Source organism: Ruegeria sp. O5 (assembly GCF_056535105.1).
Window position 1 is genome coordinate 70,030 of record NZ_JBQERN010000009.1, and the last position, 16,574, is coordinate 86,603.

The window sequence follows — 16,574 nt, forward strand, 5'->3', positions numbered from 1 at the left end:
CCCCGCACTTCCATGCGAGGCCGTAAATCATGCTCGGGATGCGCCCCGGGCTTAGTCGCCAGACTTCAGCGCTGCACCCAGAATGTCGCCCAGCGACGCGCCCGAGTCGGAAGAACCGTACTGTTCCACGGCTTCTTTCTCTTCTGCGATCTCGCGTGCCTTGATCGACAGACCCAGACGACGGGTCTTGCTGTCGACGTTGGTTACGCGGACATCAACCTTGTCACCGACCGAGAAACGCTCGGGGCGCTGTTCGGAACGGTCACGCGACAGGTCGGAACGACGGATGAACGACTTCATGCCTTCGTACTCGACCTCGATGCCGCCATCTTCGATTGCAGTCACTTCGACAGTGATGACCGAGCCACGCTTCACGCCGCCAACGGCTTCTGCGAACTTGTCACCGCCCAGAGCTTTGATCGACAGCGAGATACGCTCTTTCTCGACATCCACTTCCGAGACAACGGCCGAAACCATGTCGCCCTTGCGGTAGTTCTGGATCGCATCCTCGCCACGCTCGTCCCAGGACAGGTCCGACAGGTGAACCATGCCGTCGATGTCGCCTTCGAGGCCGATGAACAGACCGAATTCGGTGATGTTCTTGACTTCGCCTTCGACTTCGGTGCCCTCGGGGTGGGTTTCTGCAAACACTTCCCATGGGTTGCGCTGAGTCTGCTTCAGGCCCAGAGACACGCGGCGCTTGGCACCGTCGATTTCCAGAACCATGACGTCGACTTCCTGGCTGGTCGAGACGATCTTGCCGGGGTGGACGTTTTTCTTGGTCCAGGACATCTCGGACACGTGCACCAGACCTTCGACACCGGCTTCCAGTTCGACGAATGCGCCGTAGTCGGTGATATTGGTGACGCGACCCTGATGGACCGAGCCCAGAGGGTACTTGGCAGCAACCAGATCCCACGGATCTTCCTGAAGCTGCTTCATGCCCAGGCTGATGCGGTGGGTGTCTTTGTTGATCTTGATGACCTGAACCTTGATGGTTTCACCGATCGTCAGGATCTCGGACGGGTGGTTCACACGACGCCATGCCATGTCAGTGACGTGCAGCAGACCATCAACGCCGCCCAGGTCAACGAATGCACCGTATTCGGTGATGTTCTTGACCACGCCCTCGACGTTCTGACCTTCGGTCAGGTTGCCGATGACTTCGGCGCGCTGTTCGGCACGCGATTCTTCCAGGATTGCGCGGCGCGACACAACGATGTTGCCACGGCGGCGGTCCATTTTCAGGATCTGGAACGGCTGCTTCAGACCCATCAGCGGGCCTGCGTCGCGTACGGGGCGTACGTCAACCTGCGAACCGGGCAGGAACGCAACCGCGCCACCCAGATCGACGGTGAAGCCACCTTTGACGCGGCCAAAGATCGCACCATCGACACGCTGGTCGTCGGCATATGCTTTTTCCAGGCGGTCCCATGCCTCTTCGCGGCGGGCCATCTCGCGCGAGATGACGGCTTCGCCACGGGCGTTTTCTGCGGCGCGCAGGTAAACTTCGACCTCGTCGCCGACAGCGATTTCAGGGGCTTCGCCGGGATTTGCGAATTCTTTCAGATCAACGCGGCCTTCCATTTTGTAGCCTACGTCGATGATGGCTTGGCCGGCTTCGATCGCCAGAACCTTGCCTTTGACAACAGAACCCTCTTCGGGTGTGTCCATTTCGAAGCTTTCATTCAGGAGGGCTTCGAATTCCTCCATGGATGCGTTAGCCATGTGGCGTTCATTTCCTTTACAGTACGTATTTGCTGGCCGAGCGGTTGTCTCCGCCGGTCTTGTTTCATGATGCCGTCTGGCGTGACCCGGTGCGCCGCTGAGCAAACAAACACAAAGGGCCGAGGTAACCCGGCCCTGCTCAGAAACGTCATCCGGACGTTGACCGCCCTTGTATCGACAGCGCGCGTATAGGCTGAATCTTGAACCGGTGCAAGTGCAAAGCCTATGGTGCGCGGCAGCGCGCGCAGGAACTCTTGCCTAACGCTGATCCCCCGAGCGTCATAGCAACCTGAACAATAGCGGGTTCTGACTGAAATGGCTTGCACGGTTCGCGTCAGGTCTTCTTTAGGCGGTTTCTCGGTATTGGGACGCGGGACCGCATGGTTGTGTCTTCGAGTGCAGCGCAAGGGTGAAGTGTCTTGAAACACCGCGCGGGACCCGGCACTCAGCTGCCTGCGTCACGAGATGTATCGTAGAGAATTGGAGTGAGAACAGCAATCCATTCGACCGTTTGTACGATCTGCAACATTTGGCGATGTATCTGAGATTAAACGTTCGGCATTCTTTCCCTAATTTTGCCTTGTCGGTCGACAAAGCGGTCGACCCGAAACCAGAACCAAAGGGAAAATATCATGAAATCTCTCATCTTTACCGCCATGGCAACTGCAATTGCCCTGTCCACCCCAGCCTTTGCTGCTGACGAAATCAACGTGTCCAACGGCATCTCAGCCGCCGGTGCACCGTTGGCCGCCCATGGGGTTGATCTGGTTGCACTGGTCAATGATGGTAACCCGGTCGAAGGCTTCGCCACTCACTCGTCAACTTATGACGGAGCCTCCTACTATTTCACGTCCGCCGCGAACCGAGAAGCGTTCGAAGCAAACCCTGCTGCATACCTGCCGCAGCACGGTGGCTTCTGTTCGTTCGGCGTATCGGTCGGCAAGAAGTTTGACGGTGACCCGGATCAATACCTTGTCGCAGACGGAAAACTGTTTCTGTTCCTGAATGCAGAAACCCGGGCAGCCTTCTTGAAGGATGTTGGTGCCACCGCAAAAACCGCGGATGACCAATGGGCGAATATCAAAAGCGTCGCCGTCGGCGAGTTGTAAGACCTGACCCGTTTGCCCGCGGCGTTAACGCGTCGCGGGCAGTTTCGCGTTGATCACCTCAAGGGCTTTGGCCAACGCCGCCTCGATACTCAGATCGGTGGTGTCCAACTGCACGGCATCTTCAGCGGGTTTCATCGGAGCTGTGCTACGCTCAGCATCCCGCGCGTCGCGTTCTCTGACATCAGCCAGAACCTGTTCACGGGTTACGTCAGCGCCTTTTGCGCTAAGCTCCAGAAAACGACGCTCGGCGCGCACTTCTGCACTGGCTGTAACAAACAGCTTCACTTCGGCATCCGGACAAATCACCGTGCCAATATCACGACCGTCCAGAACGGCCCCACCTGCCCTGCGGGAAAACGCGCGCTGAAAATCGACCAAGGCTGCGCGAACCTCTGGAAGAACCGCCACTTTGGAAGCTGCCTGTGCAATCTCGGTGGTGCGCAGATCCCCTTGTTCAAGTTCTTCCACTGTCAGGGCCTGCGCGGCTTCTAGTGCGTCAACCCCTTCCAGGGTTCGCCTTCCGACAGCGCGATACAGCAAACCCGTGTCCAGATGGGCAAAGCCGAAATGCGTCGCCACAGCCTTGGATATTGTGCCCTTGCCCGCAGCCGCTGGTCCGTCAATGGCAACCGTGAAACTCACGTGCGCTCTACCTTTGTACCCAGTGACGCCATCAAAGGTTCAAAGATCGGGAACGACGTCGCGATCGGGCCGCCATCATCCACACTCACGGGGCTCTGTGCCCCCATACCCATCACCATGAACGACATGGCAATGCGGTGATCCAGAAAGCTTTCGCAGGTGCCTCCACCCGGAACGTTGCCGATGCCCAGCCCTTCAACCGACCACCAGTCGTCGCCTTCAGCGACAGTCACCCCGTTGGCGCGCAGGCCACGGGCCATGGCGTCAATCCGGTCGCTTTCCTTCACCCGGAGTTCCTTTACTCCGCCCATCATCGTGGTGCCCGTGGCGTTTGCAGCAACCACGGACAAAACGGGATATTCGTCGATCATCGAGGCCGCGCGTTCTGGCGGCACGTCAATGCCCTTCATGTTTGGCGAGTATTTCGCGCGCAGATCGGCAACCGGCTCGCCGCCCTCTTCGCGCTCGTTTTCATAGGTCAGATCAGCGCCCATCTCACGCAGGGTCGTAAAGAGGCCCGCGCGTGTGGGGTTCAAACCGATCCCCGGCACCAAAACATCGGATCCAGGTGTGATCAGTGCCGCGCAAACCGGAAAAGCCGCGCTGGACGGATCGCGCGGTACAGCGATGACCTGCGGCTTCAGCTCCGGACGACCGGTCAGAGTGATAACACGGCCTTCGTCGGTATCCTCGACGGTGATCTCGGCGCCAAATCCAGCTAGCATCCGTTCGGAATGGTCGCGCGTGGCCTCTTTCTCGATCACAACGGTCTTTCCGGGGGCATTCAGACCCGCCAGCAGAACGGCGGATTTCACCTGCGCCGACGGCACCGGAACTTCGTATCGCACAGGGGTAGGGTCCGCCGCGCCAACGATGGTCATCGGCAAGCGCCCGCCGGACCGTCCAACCGATTCTGCCCCAAACAGGGCCAGAGGATCAGTCACCCGGGCCATGGGGCGTTTGTTCAGACTGGCATCACCAGTAAATGTCGCAGTGATCGGAGAGGTCGCCATCGCCCCCATGATCAAGCGCACACCGGTTCCCGAGTTGCCACAGTCGATCACTTGGCCCGGTTCGGCGAAGCCACCGACACCCACGCCGTGCACTGTCCATTCCCCGTTTCCGTGATCTGTGACCTCGGCGCCGAAGGCACGCATCGCCTTGGCGGTATCCAGAACGTCTTCGCCCTCGAGCAAACCCGAAATCCGGGTTTCACCCACGGCCATCGCGCCAAGGATCAGCGACCGGTGCGAAATCGACTTGTCGCCGGGCACCTCTGCCGTGCCGGTCAGCGGGCCGCAGGGATGCGAGGTCATCGGGATGGGCGTGCCGTGTCCGGACATGAGGGCTCCTTTTGCGCTATCAGTGCTCAAGCCGATTAGCGAATTGACGCCCGTTGGTCCAGCGGCAATCAGCCTTTGCGTCGGAAGGTCAGGTAATGAGGTGTCCGACCCTCGCGCAGCGCCTTCTGTTCGTATCGCGTCGAGATCCAGTCGTCCCACGGTTCACGCCAGTCAGAAGGACGTTCCGCCAGCCATTCAAACCCGGTGCGCGGAACCTCTTCCAATGTCTGACGCACGTAATCGGGAATGTCAGTTGCAACCCGGAAGATCGCCCCGGGTTTCAGCACCTTTGCCAGTGGCTCAAGATGTTCCGGCGTCACAAAACGGCGGCGATGATGCCGCGTTTTAGGCCAGGGATCGGGGTATAGCAGGAACGCGCGCGAAATGCAGGCCTCTGGCAGCACGTCGAACAGGTCGCGCGCATCTCCGGGGTGCACGGCAAGGTTGTCTACACCTGCCTGACGGATTTTGCCCAGCAGCATGGCAACACCGTTGATGTAAGGCTCGGCCCCGATGATGCCAATGTCAGGATTGTTTTGCGCCTGGTGCACCAGATGCTCACCACCGCCAAAGCCGACTTCCAACCAGACCGGTTTACCGCCGTACAGGCCATCCAGGTCCAGCGGCTTGCGTTCAGGGTTGGTGTCCCAGTCCACAGCGCCGGGTGACAAGGCGGCCAGATCTTCGTTCAGATAGGTCTTTTGACTGGGCTTCAGGGTCTTGCCCTTGAAGCGGCCATAAAAGTTTCTGCGCGGGCGTTGTGGGGTCTCGGTGCTCATGGCGGTGGCCATACTGCGCAGCGGAGCACGTTGCAAGAGCGTGCACCGCCCCAAAGAAAAAGCGCGCCCCTGAAGGCGCGCTTTGGATTTTTCAGATCAAACTGCTGATTTCAGCGCGTCGACCAGATCAGTGCGTTCCCAGCTAAAACCGCCATCCGCATCCGGTTCGCGACCAAAGTGCCCGTAAGCCGCTGTACGCTGGTAGATCGGCTTGTTCAGCTGAAGGTGCTGACGAATGCCGCGTGGCGTCAGATCCATGATCTGACCAACTGCTTTTTCGATCGCCGCATCTGCAACCTGACCCGTGCCATGCGTGTCTGCGTAAATCGAAAGCGGCTTCGATACGCCAATGGCATAGCTCAACTGAATGGTGCAGCGCTCGGCCATACCGGCGGCTACGACGTTTTTCGCCAGGTAGCGCGCGGCATAGGCCGCCGAACGGTCAACCTTGGTCGGGTCTTTGCCCGAGAAAGCACCGCCACCATGCGGGGCTGCGCCACCATAGGTATCCACGATGATCTTACGACCGGTCAATCCCGCGTCGCCATCCGGCCCGCCAATAACGAATTTGCCGGTCGGGTTGACGTGCCATTCGGTATCAGCCGACAGCCAGCCTTCGGGCAGAGTTTCACGGATATAGGGTTCAACGATGGCGCGGATGTCATCCGACGTCAGCGCCTCATCCAGATGCTGCGTCGACAGAACGATCGAGCTGACGCCGACCGGTTTGCCGTTTTGATAAACGACAGACAACTGAGATTTCGCATCCGGCCCCAGTGCAGGTTCGGTGCCGTTCTTGCGCACTTCGGCCAGACGCCGCAGGATTGCGTGCGAATACTGGATCGGCGCAGGCATAAGCGCAGGCGTCTCGGTTGTGGCAAAGCCAAACATGATGCCCTGGTCGCCAGCGCCTTCGTCCTTGTTGTCCGCAGCATCCACGCCCTGCGCGATATGGGCGGATTGTTCGTGCAGAAGGTTCGTCACCTCGACTGTTTCGTGGTGGAACTTGTCCTGCTCGTATCCGATGTCTTTCACGCACTCGCGCGCGATTTCGTCGATGCGGCTCATGTAGTCATGCAGTTTGTCCTTGTCCGACAGACCAACTTCGCCACCGATAACGATGCGGTTGGTCGTGGCAAAGGTTTCGCAGGCCACGCGCGCCTCAGGCTCTTCGTTCAGAAATGCATCAAGGACAGCATCCGAGATACGGTCACAGACCTTATCCGGGTGCCCTTCAGAAACGGATTCCGAAGTAAAAGTATAGTTCTGTCGGGACATAAATGTGCTCCATTAAGGTTTCTCCGCCACGCCAGGAAGCCGTTGTGGCAGACCACAGACGCATACGCTTGCCCAAAGTTGGGGTCAATCTCTAATTGCCCGGTTGCCGCGGGTACCAAACAGCGCCATCGCCAGAATAAACAGTAAGACAACAACGATCGGACTGTCCCCGATACGTGCATAAGTCGTGCGACGGTGTGGTTGCGGCAGCACGGCGTCCACATATCCTGCCTCACCCAGAGCCAACGACGCAGTCACCCGACCCAATGGGTCAATCATGGCCGATACACCGGTATTGGCCGAACGGATCATCGGCAAGCCCTGCTCAATTGCCCTCATCCGGGCTTGCACCAGGTGTTGAAACGGTCCCGACCGCGTACCAAACCACGCGTCATTTGTGATCTGCAATAAGAAGTCAGCCCGACCCGGCGCACCATTCACATCTTGCGGGAATATGGCTTCGTAGCAAATCAGGGGCAATGCGCTTCCAAGCTTGCCGAGGTCCAGCAGGGCGGGGCCCGGCCCCGCGCTGAACCCGTGCCCGGTTGTGGCTGCCAAGCCACTGACCCCGAAACGCCCCATCAGGTCACCCAAGGGGACGTATTCACCGAAAGGCGCCAAGTGGTGTTTGTCATATAACCCTGCCTGACGCCCGGTTTCATCCAGATAGACCAGCGAGTTGAAGATTCTCGAGCCTTCTGCGCGCTGAATCCCTAATATTACCGGCACACCCTGCGCGGCATCCGCAACAGTTGACAGAAACGGTTGCGCGCTACCTAACCAAGCTGGAACTGCGGTCTCGGGCCAGACAATCAGGTCGGGTCTGGGAAAGGCTGCGGTATATTCAACCTGACGCGCAAAAAACAAAGGCGCATATGCCGGATCCCATTTTTGGTGCTGGGGGGCATTCGGCTGAACCACGCGAACCAGATGCGAACCGTCCTGAACGACGGGTCGCGTCGACCCATAAGTAATCGCCAGCGCGGCCATCGCGACTGTAAAACCCAGGGTCCGCGCCAAACCGTTCAAGGGTTTTTCCTGCACCATTGCCGCGCCAATTGGGAATGTTGCTGCAAAGGTCAGCGCGTTCAACCCATATGGCCCAACCAGAGACAGCACCTGAGCCACCGGTGTATCCACCCAGATCTGCGCGACGCCAGCCCATGGAAAGCCGGTCAGCACATATCCACGCGCCACCTCGGCCAGGGACAGGACTGCAACCAGTAATATGCCCTGACGAATGGGCGTGGCACCAATATTGCGCGACAGGCCAAAGGCGGCAGCCCAGAACAAGGCCAGTCCGCCCGCCAAGAACACCAACGCAAACGGGGCCATCCAGGCATGGCGTTCAGCATCTACCTGAAAAGGCTCAATGATCCAGCCAAGGGCATGGGCAAAATAGCCGGTCGCGAAAGCCCAGCCGACCCATGCCGCCCGGCCTCGGGTTTCGCTGGCAAGGAAAATCGGCACAATCAGGACCAGAGCCAAAACGGTTGCGCCCCAATACAGATGAGGCGCCTGACCAAACGCGCCCGCCCCGCCAAGGGCGGCAGCGACCAACAATCTCAACGATAATGGCCAGCCCCGTACTGGGGTCATGCAGCAATGTCCGGCAGCATGACGCGCAGCCGTTTGATACGGCGTGGATCGGCTTCGATCACTTCGAATTCCGGGCCCTCTGGGTGAATGACAACCTCACCCCGCGCCGGAACGCGGCCAGAGAGCATAAAGACAAGCCCGCCCAGAGTATCGATTTCCTCTTCGTCGACGTCTTCATGACTGGTCAGAGACCGGCCAATCTCGGCCTCGAAATCTTCGAGCGGCACACGCGCCTGGACCACATAGCATCCGGGCTTCTCCTGCACCCAAAGCTGGTCTTCATCCGCATCGTGCTCGTCAGCGATTTCACCCACGACCTGTTCGATCAGGTCTTCGATCGTCAGCAGACCATCAACGCCGCCATATTCATCAATCACCAATGCCATGTGACGCCGCTCGGTTTGCATCTTGGTCAACAAGACGCCGATTGGCATGGATGGTGGCACGAACAATAGCGTCCGCAGCATAGAGGTCAGATCAAACTTTTTACCCCCACCGTTGAAACCGTGGGTCAGAGCAAAATCCTTGAGGTGAACAAAACCAAGCGGTGTATCCAAGGTTCCCTCATAGACCGGAATCCTCGACATACCACTGCTCCGGAAAACATCCGCCAGTTCATCTTTTGTGATCGTTGAAGGAACCGAGACGATTTCAGCGGTAGGGATGGCAACGTCCTCAACGCGCATCCGACGCAGGTTAATCATCCCGCGAGGCTGCGCCACAGCCGCGTTTTGTCCGTTCACCGACTGGTCCGGTTGAGTATCTTCGCTCGAAAACACATCAAGGATTCGAGAAAACAGACCGGTTTTCTCTTCCGTTTCAGTACTGCTGTCCTGAGGTTGCGCGCTTTGCGCCGCCCTAGAACTGCCTTCTATATCGCCCATTACCTTGTTCCAACTGATCGGGTCTTGAACCCACATTACACCTTATATGGGTCATCAATACCCAATTTGCCAAGTATCTTGACCTCAATCCCTTCCATCAAGGTGGCATCGGGGTCACGAATGTGATCATAACCCAGCAAATGCAACGTTCCGTGAACCAGCAAATGGGTCACGTGATCATTCATTGCTTTGTTGGCTTCGGCCGCCTCGCGGACGCAAGTGTCATAGGAAATCGCAATATCACCCAGAACAATCTCACCGGTAAAATCAGGCTCTGGCAGGCGTGGTGTTTGCCCTGGCTCGTCCGGAGCCAGGTCTTCCGCAGGCCAGCTCAACACATTGGTGGGCGTCGGTTTGCCGCGAAATTCTGCGTTCAGTTCTGAAATCCGCGCGTCGTTGCACGCCAATATACTGACTTCGCACTGTTCCGGCACCAGTCCGCAATGGGCCAGAACGGCGTCAATCGACTTTTGTGACAAGACCTCCAGGTCTTGCCACCTTTCGTCTTCGAAAATGAGATCCAGGGTCATCTTCCCGCGCAACAGCCTCGTTAACGGGCTATGTGCTCACGTGGTTTCACGGCCCGCATCGGCCTCATACGCCTCGATGATCGCGGCGACAAGCGGGTGACGCACCACGTCTTTTGAGGTGAAGTAGTTGAAACTGATATTCGGGATCGTTTTCAACAACCTCTCAGCATCCGCCAGGCCCGATTGAACGCCACGCGGCAAATCTACCTGTGACCGGTCGCCGGTGATGACCATGCGGCTTCCTTCACCCAGACGGGTCAGAAACATCTTCATCTGCATCGTGGTGGCGTTTTGAGCTTCATCCAGAACAACAAATGCGTTGGCCAGCGTACGACCACGCATAAAGGCCAGCGGAGCGATTTCGATTCGTTTCTCTTCGATCAGTTTGGCCAACTGTTTTCCGGGCAGAAAATCGTTCAACGCGTCATAAAGCGGTTGCATGTAAGGGTCGACCTTGTCCTTCATGTCACCCGGCAAATAACCCAGTTTTTCGCCCGCCTCGACCGCCGGACGGCTCAGGATGATTCGATCCACATGTCCGCCGATGAACATCGAAACCCCGACCGCCACTGCCAGATAGGTCTTACCCGTCCCCGCGGGACCAATTCCAAAGGCCAGCTCATTGTTGAACAGTGACTGGACATAGGCTTTCTGGGCGTCGGTGCGCGGTTCAACCAGCTTCTTGCGGGTCTTGATCTCGACCGAACCGCCCTTGAACATTTCAAGCTGGTCGCCATCCCGGCTTCCGGTTCCCTGTTCTGAAACACCCATCCTCAACTCGCGATCGACGTCTGCGGCCTCAACCTCGCGCCCACCTTCAAGCCTTGTATACAGCGATTGAAGTACCTCAACCGCCTGTTTCTGAGCATCTTCATCGCCCATCACAACAAGCTGATTGCCGCGGCGCACAATCTGGACCGAAAGCTTTGTTTCGATCTCGGCCAGATTGCGGTCATATTCACCGCACAGGTCAATCAGCAATCGGTTGTCGGGAAATTCTACGAACGCCTCGTGTTGGGGCATTTCATCTTGCGGTGGGGTCAGGGCACCGATGGCCAATCCGCTCTCCTGTCTTGGCTGTTCACCCCGAGCGTAGACAACAAATCTTGGTAGGCGCAAGCCACAGTTTCAAAAATAAATGCTGAGATGTCATAACAGCCGATTTAATGGTGATCGGTTGCCGATTGGATGTACATCAGAAGGTGTAATTCAGCCCGATTCTCAAGCCGCTGTATTTTGGTGTGGACTTAGTGGAGAAGCCAGAACTGAACTGGACGTCCTTTGATTGGAACTGGACATATTCATATTCGCCCGTAATCGACCAATTGCCCGACAACTTATGCTCGGCCCCTATGCTTGCCGAATAGCCGTTCCGCCGATCTGACACCGAGAAATTCTGAACCGAAGTGCCCGATGCAATACTGTTGGTTGTTTCCACATCGCCCCACAGATATCCGACACTGAAGAAATACAGAATTCGTCCGCTGCGGTTTGTCAGACCATTGCGAAATCGGACTGCCAGAACATCCGATATCTCTGTTCCGCCTTGCACATTGACGCCGCCGATCCGCCTGCTGACAGTGTCGTCTAGGGATGCGAATTCATACCCGACTTCAAAGCCATAGACGTAGTCGCGCCCACCTGCAGCTGGTAAGACACCACGCCAGCCGCCCCGGAGGCCCCCGTATGTTCCGGATAAATCCTGATCACCGATATCAAACTGTCCGCCGGGCGTTGTCAGGCCAAACCGATCGTCCCCGCCAGAGCCATAACCGCCGGTAAGTCCCAGGTAAAAAGCGCGGACATCGCTGCTGAATCTTTTCGGGCTGACCACTTCCGGATCGCTTATGTCACCTTTCAAATCACCGGCCATGGATACGCCGGCAATCAGTGTAACAGCGGCAGTTAGCGTCAGTGTTTTCAACCTGCTCAGGCTCCCAAAGCTCTTGATAGTCGACACTCGTACCTCCCTCATCCCGTTTTCCGGGACCGGCATATCGCCGATTTGCAGACGCAGATCCTTGCGCCCAAAAAACCATGGCTCCTCTCGGAGCATAGTTCCAAGCAATAAATCAAGGGTAAATTTTGGAAACAAACACCAACTATGGTGTCCAGGAGGTGTTTGCACCGATCTACAGCAATTCGCCCGCCAGAGAATTCGCCCCCGAGGCAGTGATCCGGACCTCTCTCAAGTCACCCGTGGTGATCTCTGGTCCTTTTACGTGTACCGAATGCAGATATTCAGACTTTCCAACCATCTGCCCGGACAAGCGACCCGGTTTTTCAAAAAGAACGCGGACAGTGCGTCCGACCATACCGTCCTGAATCTCCCGCTGATGGCGCGTGATCAAGGCCTGAAGCCGCTGCAACCGTTCATCTGCCGCTGCCGGATCGACCTGAGCCCGTTCAGCCGCCGGGGTTCCCGGACGTGTGGAGTATTTGAAGGAATAGGCGTAGCCGTATTTGACCTCTTCGACCAAATCCATCGTGGCCTGAAAATCATCTTCGGTTTCTTCGGGGAAACCAACGATGAAGTCCCCCGACATCACGATATCAGGCCGCGCCGCACGAATGCGTTCGACCAGCCGTAGGTAGCTTTCTGCCGTGTGGCTGCGGTTCATCCGCTTGAGGATACGGTCCGAACCCGACTGAACCGGCAGGTGCAGATAGGGCATCAGCTTGTCACAGGTGCCATGTGCCTCGATCAGATCGTCGGCCATGTCGTTCGGGTGCGAGGTGGTAAAGCGGATACGTTCCAGCCCGTCGACCTTGTTCAGTTCCCAGATCAAACCAGCAAGCGTCATGTCACCATTCGCCCCGGCACCGTGATAGGCGTTGACATTTTGACCCAGCAACGTGATCTCCCGCACCCCGCGCTCGACCAGATCATGGGCTTCGCGAATGATGCGATCCGCTGGGCGGCTGACTTCAGCACCGCGTGTATAAGGAACCACGCAGAAGGCGCAGAATTTATCGCAGCCCTCCTGAACAGTCAGAAACGCCGTCGGGCCACGCTTGGCCTTGGGGCGGTTTTTCAGTTTTTCGAACTTATCCTCTTCGGGGAAATCCGTGTCCAGCGCCTTTTCGCCCGCTCGGGTCTTTGCCTCCATCTCGGGCAGGCGGTGATAGCTTTGCGGACCTACCACCAGATCAACCAAAGGCTGGCGGCGCATGATCTCTTCGCCTTCCGCCTGAGCAACACAGCCCGCCACGCCGATTTTCAGATCAGGCTTCTCGGCCTTCAGACCCTTGAAGCGCCCCAGTTCGGAATACACTTTTTCTGCCGCTTTCTCGCGGATGTGGCACGTGTTCAGCAGGATCATATCCGCATCTTCGGGGGTCTGGGTTTCAACGTAGCCCTGCCCGCCCAGCGCCTCGGACATGCGTTCACTGTCATAGACATTCATCTGACAGCCATAGGTCTTGATAAACAGCTTCTTCGGTTCGGACATGAGACGGGCCTTTGCATTCGCTGGACCGGCGTCGTCTATATGCTTCGAACGCCGCTTGCAATGCGGGCGCAATTACCCGAATTTGGCGGAACTTTCCAGCAAGACAAAACTGAAAACAGCCGATGCAATACGATTCCCTCGACCATTTCCTGAAAGCCGGGCAACCCGCAATGGCGCAAGGCCCCGTTGCGATGGTCTTTGCCGAGGATGAGGTCGAGTTGGAAAGTACTCTGCATCACCATTTGAAGCTTGGGTTCAAATCCGTTGTCGCCTTCATGCCTCAGGAGTTCCGACTGGAGCCCGCGTTGACCGACCGGGTGCATCGGGTCACCTTGAAATGCGTTCCCCGAACGGTGGTTTTCGATACCCTGAACAGAATAATTCAGGCCGCGCCCGGCATCTGGATGTACTACTGCTACAACGCCGAATACCTGTTCTTTCCGTTTTGCGAAACGCGCAGCATTGCTGAGATGTTGGCCTTTCACAGCGAAGAACGCCGCAACGCGATGCTGAGCTACGTCATCGACCTTTATGCCGAGGATCTGACCGCTTTTCCCAACGGTGTCGCCCCCGAACAGGCTTTGTTCGACAAAACGGGTTACTATGCCCAATCACGCCGCGACCCTGACGGCCAAACGCTGGACCGGCAGGTTGACCTGTCAGGTGGCTTGCGCTGGCGGTTCGAGGATCACATTCCCTATGAACGCCGTCGCATCGACCGCATCGCCCTGTTCAAGGCGCAAAAGGGCCTGATCCTGAAATCCGACCACACGTTCAATGAGCCGGAATACAATACCTATTCCTGCCCTTGGCATCACAACATGACCGCAGCTATTTGTTCCTTCCGCGCTGCGAAGGCGCTCAAAACAAATGCCGGGTCGACTTTTGACATTCCAAATTTTAGCTGGCGCAACTCCGTGCCTTTTGAATGGCACTCGCGGCAGCTGCTGGATCTGGGTCTGATCGAATCAGGCCAATGGTTCTGAAGCGCCTCAGCGCTCAAACAGGACCGGAAACCAGTCTTCACGAAGACGCTGCCCCGGTGTCATGCCATGGCCGGGAAAAGGTGGAGAGGTTCTGCCTGGACGCTCTACATACCGTGCGTCATCGCCGACCAGCCGGAGAGAAAAGGCGCGGCGACGGCTATCCGAGTGGTTACCCCGCGCACCGTGAAGGGTGCGATAATTGAAGGCAACGGCGTCACCGGGGTCCATTTCGAATTCAACGACTTTCATGCCCTCGGCATCCGGGTCCGGCACGGGGATGTACTGCCCTTCATCGGGGAAAAAACCTTCCTCGGAAACCCAGCGGGTTGGCAGCACCTCTTTCTCCCACCGGTGAGAGCCTGCGACACAGCGCAACGTCGCCTGCCTGACCGGATCCAGCGGAGACCAGAAGCTGATGGTTTGCTGACCTTCAACGAAGTAATATGGGCCATCCTGATGCCAGGGCGTGGCCATGGATGTCCCGGGTTCTTTTACCAATACGTGGTCGTGAAACACCTGCACGCTTTTCGACTGCATCAGGTCCGCTGCGACCTCGGCCGCGGGCGAGTTTTCGATCACCTCGCGGAACTGCGGAATGCGGGTCCAGTTGCAGTAATCGTCAAAGAACAGACCCGTTTGACCCTCTTTCTTGTTTTCTGATGCATACGGGCCAGGCTCTGCCATATTCGCGGCCACACCCTTCCGCAGTTGATCCACATAGTCTGCAAACAGCCCTTTGATCAGAACGACGCCATCATCCTGATACGTTGTGATCATCTCTTGGGTAACAAGCGGGTGAGGCATCCGGGTCTCCATTCGTTTTTCAATCTTTTGCGTAGAAGGAGTGTTCTGTTCAAATCATATCTTTCGAAGTTATAATTAATTTCATGTTATACATTTCACTGCGTCAGTACGAATATGTTTGCGCGGTCGGGCGCCACGGCAGCCTGTCAGCAGCCGCACAATACCTGAATGTTTCACAACCAGCACTGTCCACGGCCCTGACGCGTGTCGAAGCACATTTGGGATACCCGCTGTTTATCCGCCGCCGAGGTTCGGCCATGGCGCTGACACCTCAGGGGCGAAAATTCATCGATCAGGCCGAGACCCTGCTGAAAGACGCAGCCCAAATCGAGTCATCTGAAACTCCGTCGCCGGGCACGACACATCTAAGACTGGGGTGTTTTACGGACCTCGCGCCCTTCCTGCTGGCACCCGCCCTGCACCATTTGCGCGATGCTTTTCCAAACATCGCTATCACTTATTTTGCCGCCTCCTTCGAAGGGCTGTTGAACAGATTGATTGATGGCCAGATCGATGTTGCAATCACTTACGAGCTGACAATGGACGCGGGGTTTACACGAGCAAAACTGTTCGACAGTCGGCCAAAGGCCCTTATGCCCCCGGATCATCCGTTGGCGACAGCGGGCACAGTCTCGCTGGCTGACTTGGCCGCTCATCCGTTGATCCTGTCGACAGAAGGCTGGTCGGCACAACACATCCTCAGCCTCTTTCGGCGCAACGGTCTGCACCCGACTGTCGCGCATAGGGCGGCATCGATTGAGATTCAGCGCAGTCTTGCCGCCCATGGCGAAGGGATCGGGATCAGCTATACCAGCCCGCTCAACCCGGTCAGTTATGACAATAAACGTCTTGTCAGTGTTCCGATCAGCAATCAGGACGCAACTGAATCGGTTGTACTTGCGCGCCACGGAACAGGGCCCTCTGACGCAACGATTGATCAGGTTGAACGTTTGTTGTTGGCGAGTTTGAGAGGCGGTATTGGCGCTACTTTTTGCGCAGGCGAATGACAACGTCGACCGAGGCAATCTCGACCCCTTCGGGTGCTTCGGGCAGGCGCTGGATCACCAATTGGTCCGACGGCGCGTCACTCAGGCGCGCCTCATCCTCCCAATAAAAATGAGGGTGATCATGCGTATTCGTGTCGAAGTAGCTTTTTGACCCGTCCACGGTGATTTCCTGCAGAACGCCAGCGTCGCAAAACGCGCGCAGGGTATTGTAAACCGTCGCCAGTGAAACAGCGTCGCCATTCGCCTTGGCCGATTCAAACAGGCTCTCGGCGGTGACGTGACGATGGCGGCCATCGCCCACCAAAAGCTCGGCCAACGCCACGCGCTGACGCGTCGGACGCAGGCCAGCGTTCACCAGCCAACCCGTTGCTATATCGCCGCTCTGCGGTGTCATTGATCCGATACCCATAGTTACTTCCATTATATATAGGAG

At 57.3% G+C, this 16,574-nt stretch carries 16 protein-coding genes and 1 riboswitch; of the genes, 3 read left to right on the forward strand and 13 right to left on the reverse strand.

What is annotated here, in order from left to right; all coding sequences use genetic code 11:
- Positions 1–51: 51 nt before the first annotated feature.
- On the reverse strand, positions 52–1,728 hold the full coding sequence (rpsA, locus tag ACR0M3_RS12735) for a 30S ribosomal protein S1 (protein WP_480911121.1): 1,677 nt from the start codon (positions 1,726–1,728) through the stop codon (positions 52–54).
- Between the two features lie 632 nt (positions 1,729–2,360).
- On the opposite strand from rpsA, the gene ACR0M3_RS12740 reads away from it, so the two are divergent.
- Positions 2,361–2,837, forward strand: coding sequence for a YHS domain-containing (seleno)protein (locus ACR0M3_RS12740; protein WP_209505404.1), 477 nt, complete (start codon positions 2,361–2,363; stop codon positions 2,835–2,837).
- A gap of 24 nt (positions 2,838–2,861) precedes the next feature.
- Here ACR0M3_RS12740 and cmk read toward each other — a convergent pair whose 3' ends face one another.
- The 10 genes from cmk to miaB all read right to left on the reverse strand — a co-directional run bounded on the left by cmk (position 2,862) and on the right by miaB (position 13,344).
- Positions 2,862–3,479 (reverse strand): (d)CMP kinase, encoded by a 618-nt coding sequence (gene cmk, locus ACR0M3_RS12745; protein WP_480911124.1) that lies wholly within the window; start codon positions 3,477–3,479, stop codon positions 2,862–2,864.
- Positions 3,476–4,822 (reverse strand): 3-phosphoshikimate 1-carboxyvinyltransferase, encoded by a 1,347-nt coding sequence (aroA, locus tag ACR0M3_RS12750; RefSeq protein ID WP_480911127.1) that lies wholly within the window; start codon positions 4,820–4,822, stop codon positions 3,476–3,478. Before aroA ends, cmk begins: the two co-directional genes overlap by 4 nt.
- A 68-nt stretch (positions 4,823–4,890) precedes the next feature.
- The gene (gene trmB, locus ACR0M3_RS12755) at positions 4,891–5,601 is read right to left on the reverse strand and encodes a tRNA (guanosine(46)-N7)-methyltransferase TrmB (RefSeq protein WP_480911129.1); all 711 of its coding nucleotides are present in this window, start codon (positions 5,599–5,601) and stop codon (positions 4,891–4,893) included.
- 96 nt (positions 5,602–5,697) lie between these two features.
- Positions 5,698–6,879 carry a methionine adenosyltransferase gene (metK, locus tag ACR0M3_RS12760; RefSeq protein ID WP_480832706.1) on the reverse strand — a complete coding sequence of 394 codons (1,182 nt, stop codon included), beginning with the start codon at positions 6,877–6,879 and terminating at the stop codon, positions 5,698–5,700.
- Positions 6,880–6,884: 5 nt separating this feature from the next.
- A riboswitch (SAM-SAH riboswitch) is annotated at positions 6,885–6,933 on the reverse strand.
- Between the two features lie 30 nt (positions 6,934–6,963).
- Positions 6,964–8,478, reverse strand: a complete 1,515-nt coding sequence (gene lnt / locus ACR0M3_RS12765; RefSeq protein ID WP_480911131.1) for an apolipoprotein N-acyltransferase — start codon at positions 8,476–8,478, stop codon at positions 6,964–6,966.
- The gene (locus ACR0M3_RS12770) at positions 8,475–9,362 is read right to left on the reverse strand and encodes a hemolysin family protein (protein ID WP_480911134.1); all 888 of its coding nucleotides are present in this window, start codon (positions 9,360–9,362) and stop codon (positions 8,475–8,477) included. Before ACR0M3_RS12770 ends, lnt begins: the two co-directional genes overlap by 4 nt.
- Before the next feature lie 35 nt (positions 9,363–9,397).
- Positions 9,398–9,892, reverse strand: a complete 495-nt coding sequence (gene ybeY / locus ACR0M3_RS12775) for an rRNA maturation RNase YbeY (RefSeq protein ID WP_480774039.1) — start codon at positions 9,890–9,892, stop codon at positions 9,398–9,400.
- A 36-nt stretch (positions 9,893–9,928) separates the two neighbouring features.
- Positions 9,929–10,951: a PhoH family protein gene (locus ACR0M3_RS12780; protein WP_209505382.1), complete on the reverse strand. Its 1,023-nt coding sequence runs from the start codon at positions 10,949–10,951 to the stop codon at positions 9,929–9,931.
- A gap of 136 nt (positions 10,952–11,087) precedes the next feature.
- The gene (locus tag ACR0M3_RS12785) at positions 11,088–11,987 is read right to left on the reverse strand and encodes an outer membrane protein (protein WP_480911137.1); all 900 of its coding nucleotides are present in this window, start codon (positions 11,985–11,987) and stop codon (positions 11,088–11,090) included.
- A 37-nt stretch (positions 11,988–12,024) separates the two neighbouring features.
- Positions 12,025–13,344: a tRNA (N6-isopentenyl adenosine(37)-C2)-methylthiotransferase MiaB gene (gene miaB, locus ACR0M3_RS12790; RefSeq protein WP_480911139.1), complete on the reverse strand. Its 1,320-nt coding sequence runs from the start codon at positions 13,342–13,344 to the stop codon at positions 12,025–12,027.
- Positions 13,345–13,466: 122 nt separating this feature from the next.
- Here miaB and ACR0M3_RS12795 point away from each other — a divergent pair, with 122 nt between their 5' ends.
- Positions 13,467–14,330 (forward strand): hypothetical protein, encoded by an 864-nt coding sequence (locus ACR0M3_RS12795; protein WP_480911142.1) that lies wholly within the window; start codon positions 13,467–13,469, stop codon positions 14,328–14,330.
- Between the two features lie 6 nt (positions 14,331–14,336).
- On the opposite strand, the gene ACR0M3_RS12800 is transcribed toward ACR0M3_RS12795, so the two are convergent.
- On the reverse strand, positions 14,337–15,134 hold the full coding sequence (locus tag ACR0M3_RS12800) for a phytanoyl-CoA dioxygenase family protein (protein WP_480911145.1): 798 nt from the start codon (positions 15,132–15,134) through the stop codon (positions 14,337–14,339).
- Positions 15,135–15,217: 83 nt separating this feature from the next.
- Here ACR0M3_RS12800 and ACR0M3_RS12805 point away from each other — a divergent pair, with 83 nt between their 5' ends.
- On the forward strand, positions 15,218–16,141 hold the full coding sequence (locus tag ACR0M3_RS12805) for a LysR family transcriptional regulator (RefSeq protein WP_480911148.1): 924 nt from the start codon (positions 15,218–15,220) through the stop codon (positions 16,139–16,141).
- Here the strand turns inward: ACR0M3_RS12805 and irrA are convergent.
- Complete coding sequence (gene irrA, locus ACR0M3_RS12810) at positions 16,119–16,535, reverse strand: iron response transcriptional regulator IrrA (protein ID WP_267366106.1); 417 nt, start codon at positions 16,533–16,535, stop codon at positions 16,119–16,121. The genes ACR0M3_RS12805 and irrA overlap by 23 nt on opposite strands.
- Positions 16,536–16,574: the final 39 nt, after the last annotated feature.

Excerpts from the sequence above, each read along its gene's own strand:
- ybeY (WP_480774039.1), bottom strand. The coding sequence starts at position 9,892 with ATGACCCTGGATCTCATTTTCGAAGACGAAAGGTGGCAAGACCTGGAG.
- irrA (WP_267366106.1), bottom strand. The coding sequence starts at position 16,535 with ATGACACCGCAGAGCGGCGATATAGCAACGGGTTGGCTGGTGAACGCT.
- ACR0M3_RS12740 (WP_209505404.1), top strand. The coding sequence starts at position 2,361 with ATGAAATCTCTCATCTTTACCGCCATGGCAACTGCAATTGCCCTGTCC.
- ACR0M3_RS12805 (WP_480911148.1), top strand. The coding sequence starts at position 15,218 with ATGTTATACATTTCACTGCGTCAGTACGAATATGTTTGCGCGGTCGGG.
- rpsA (WP_480911121.1), bottom strand. The coding sequence starts at position 1,728 with ATGGCTAACGCATCCATGGAGGAATTCGAAGCCCTCCTGAATGAAAGC.
- ACR0M3_RS12770 (WP_480911134.1), bottom strand. The coding sequence starts at position 9,362 with ATGGGCGATATAGAAGGCAGTTCTAGGGCGGCGCAAAGCGCGCAACCT.
- metK (WP_480832706.1), bottom strand. The coding sequence starts at position 6,879 with ATGTCCCGACAGAACTATACTTTTACTTCGGAATCCGTTTCTGAAGGG.
- trmB (WP_480911129.1), bottom strand. The coding sequence starts at position 5,601 with ATGAGCACCGAGACCCCACAACGCCCGCGCAGAAACTTTTATGGCCGC.
- aroA (WP_480911127.1), bottom strand. The coding sequence starts at position 4,822 with ATGTCCGGACACGGCACGCCCATCCCGATGACCTCGCATCCCTGCGGC.
- lnt (WP_480911131.1), bottom strand. The coding sequence starts at position 8,478 with ATGACCCCAGTACGGGGCTGGCCATTATCGTTGAGATTGTTGGTCGCT.
- ACR0M3_RS12800 (WP_480911145.1), bottom strand. The coding sequence starts at position 15,134 with ATGCCTCACCCGCTTGTTACCCAAGAGATGATCACAACGTATCAGGAT.
- ACR0M3_RS12795 (WP_480911142.1), top strand. The coding sequence starts at position 13,467 with ATGCAATACGATTCCCTCGACCATTTCCTGAAAGCCGGGCAACCCGCA.
- miaB (WP_480911139.1), bottom strand. The coding sequence starts at position 13,344 with ATGTCCGAACCGAAGAAGCTGTTTATCAAGACCTATGGCTGTCAGATG.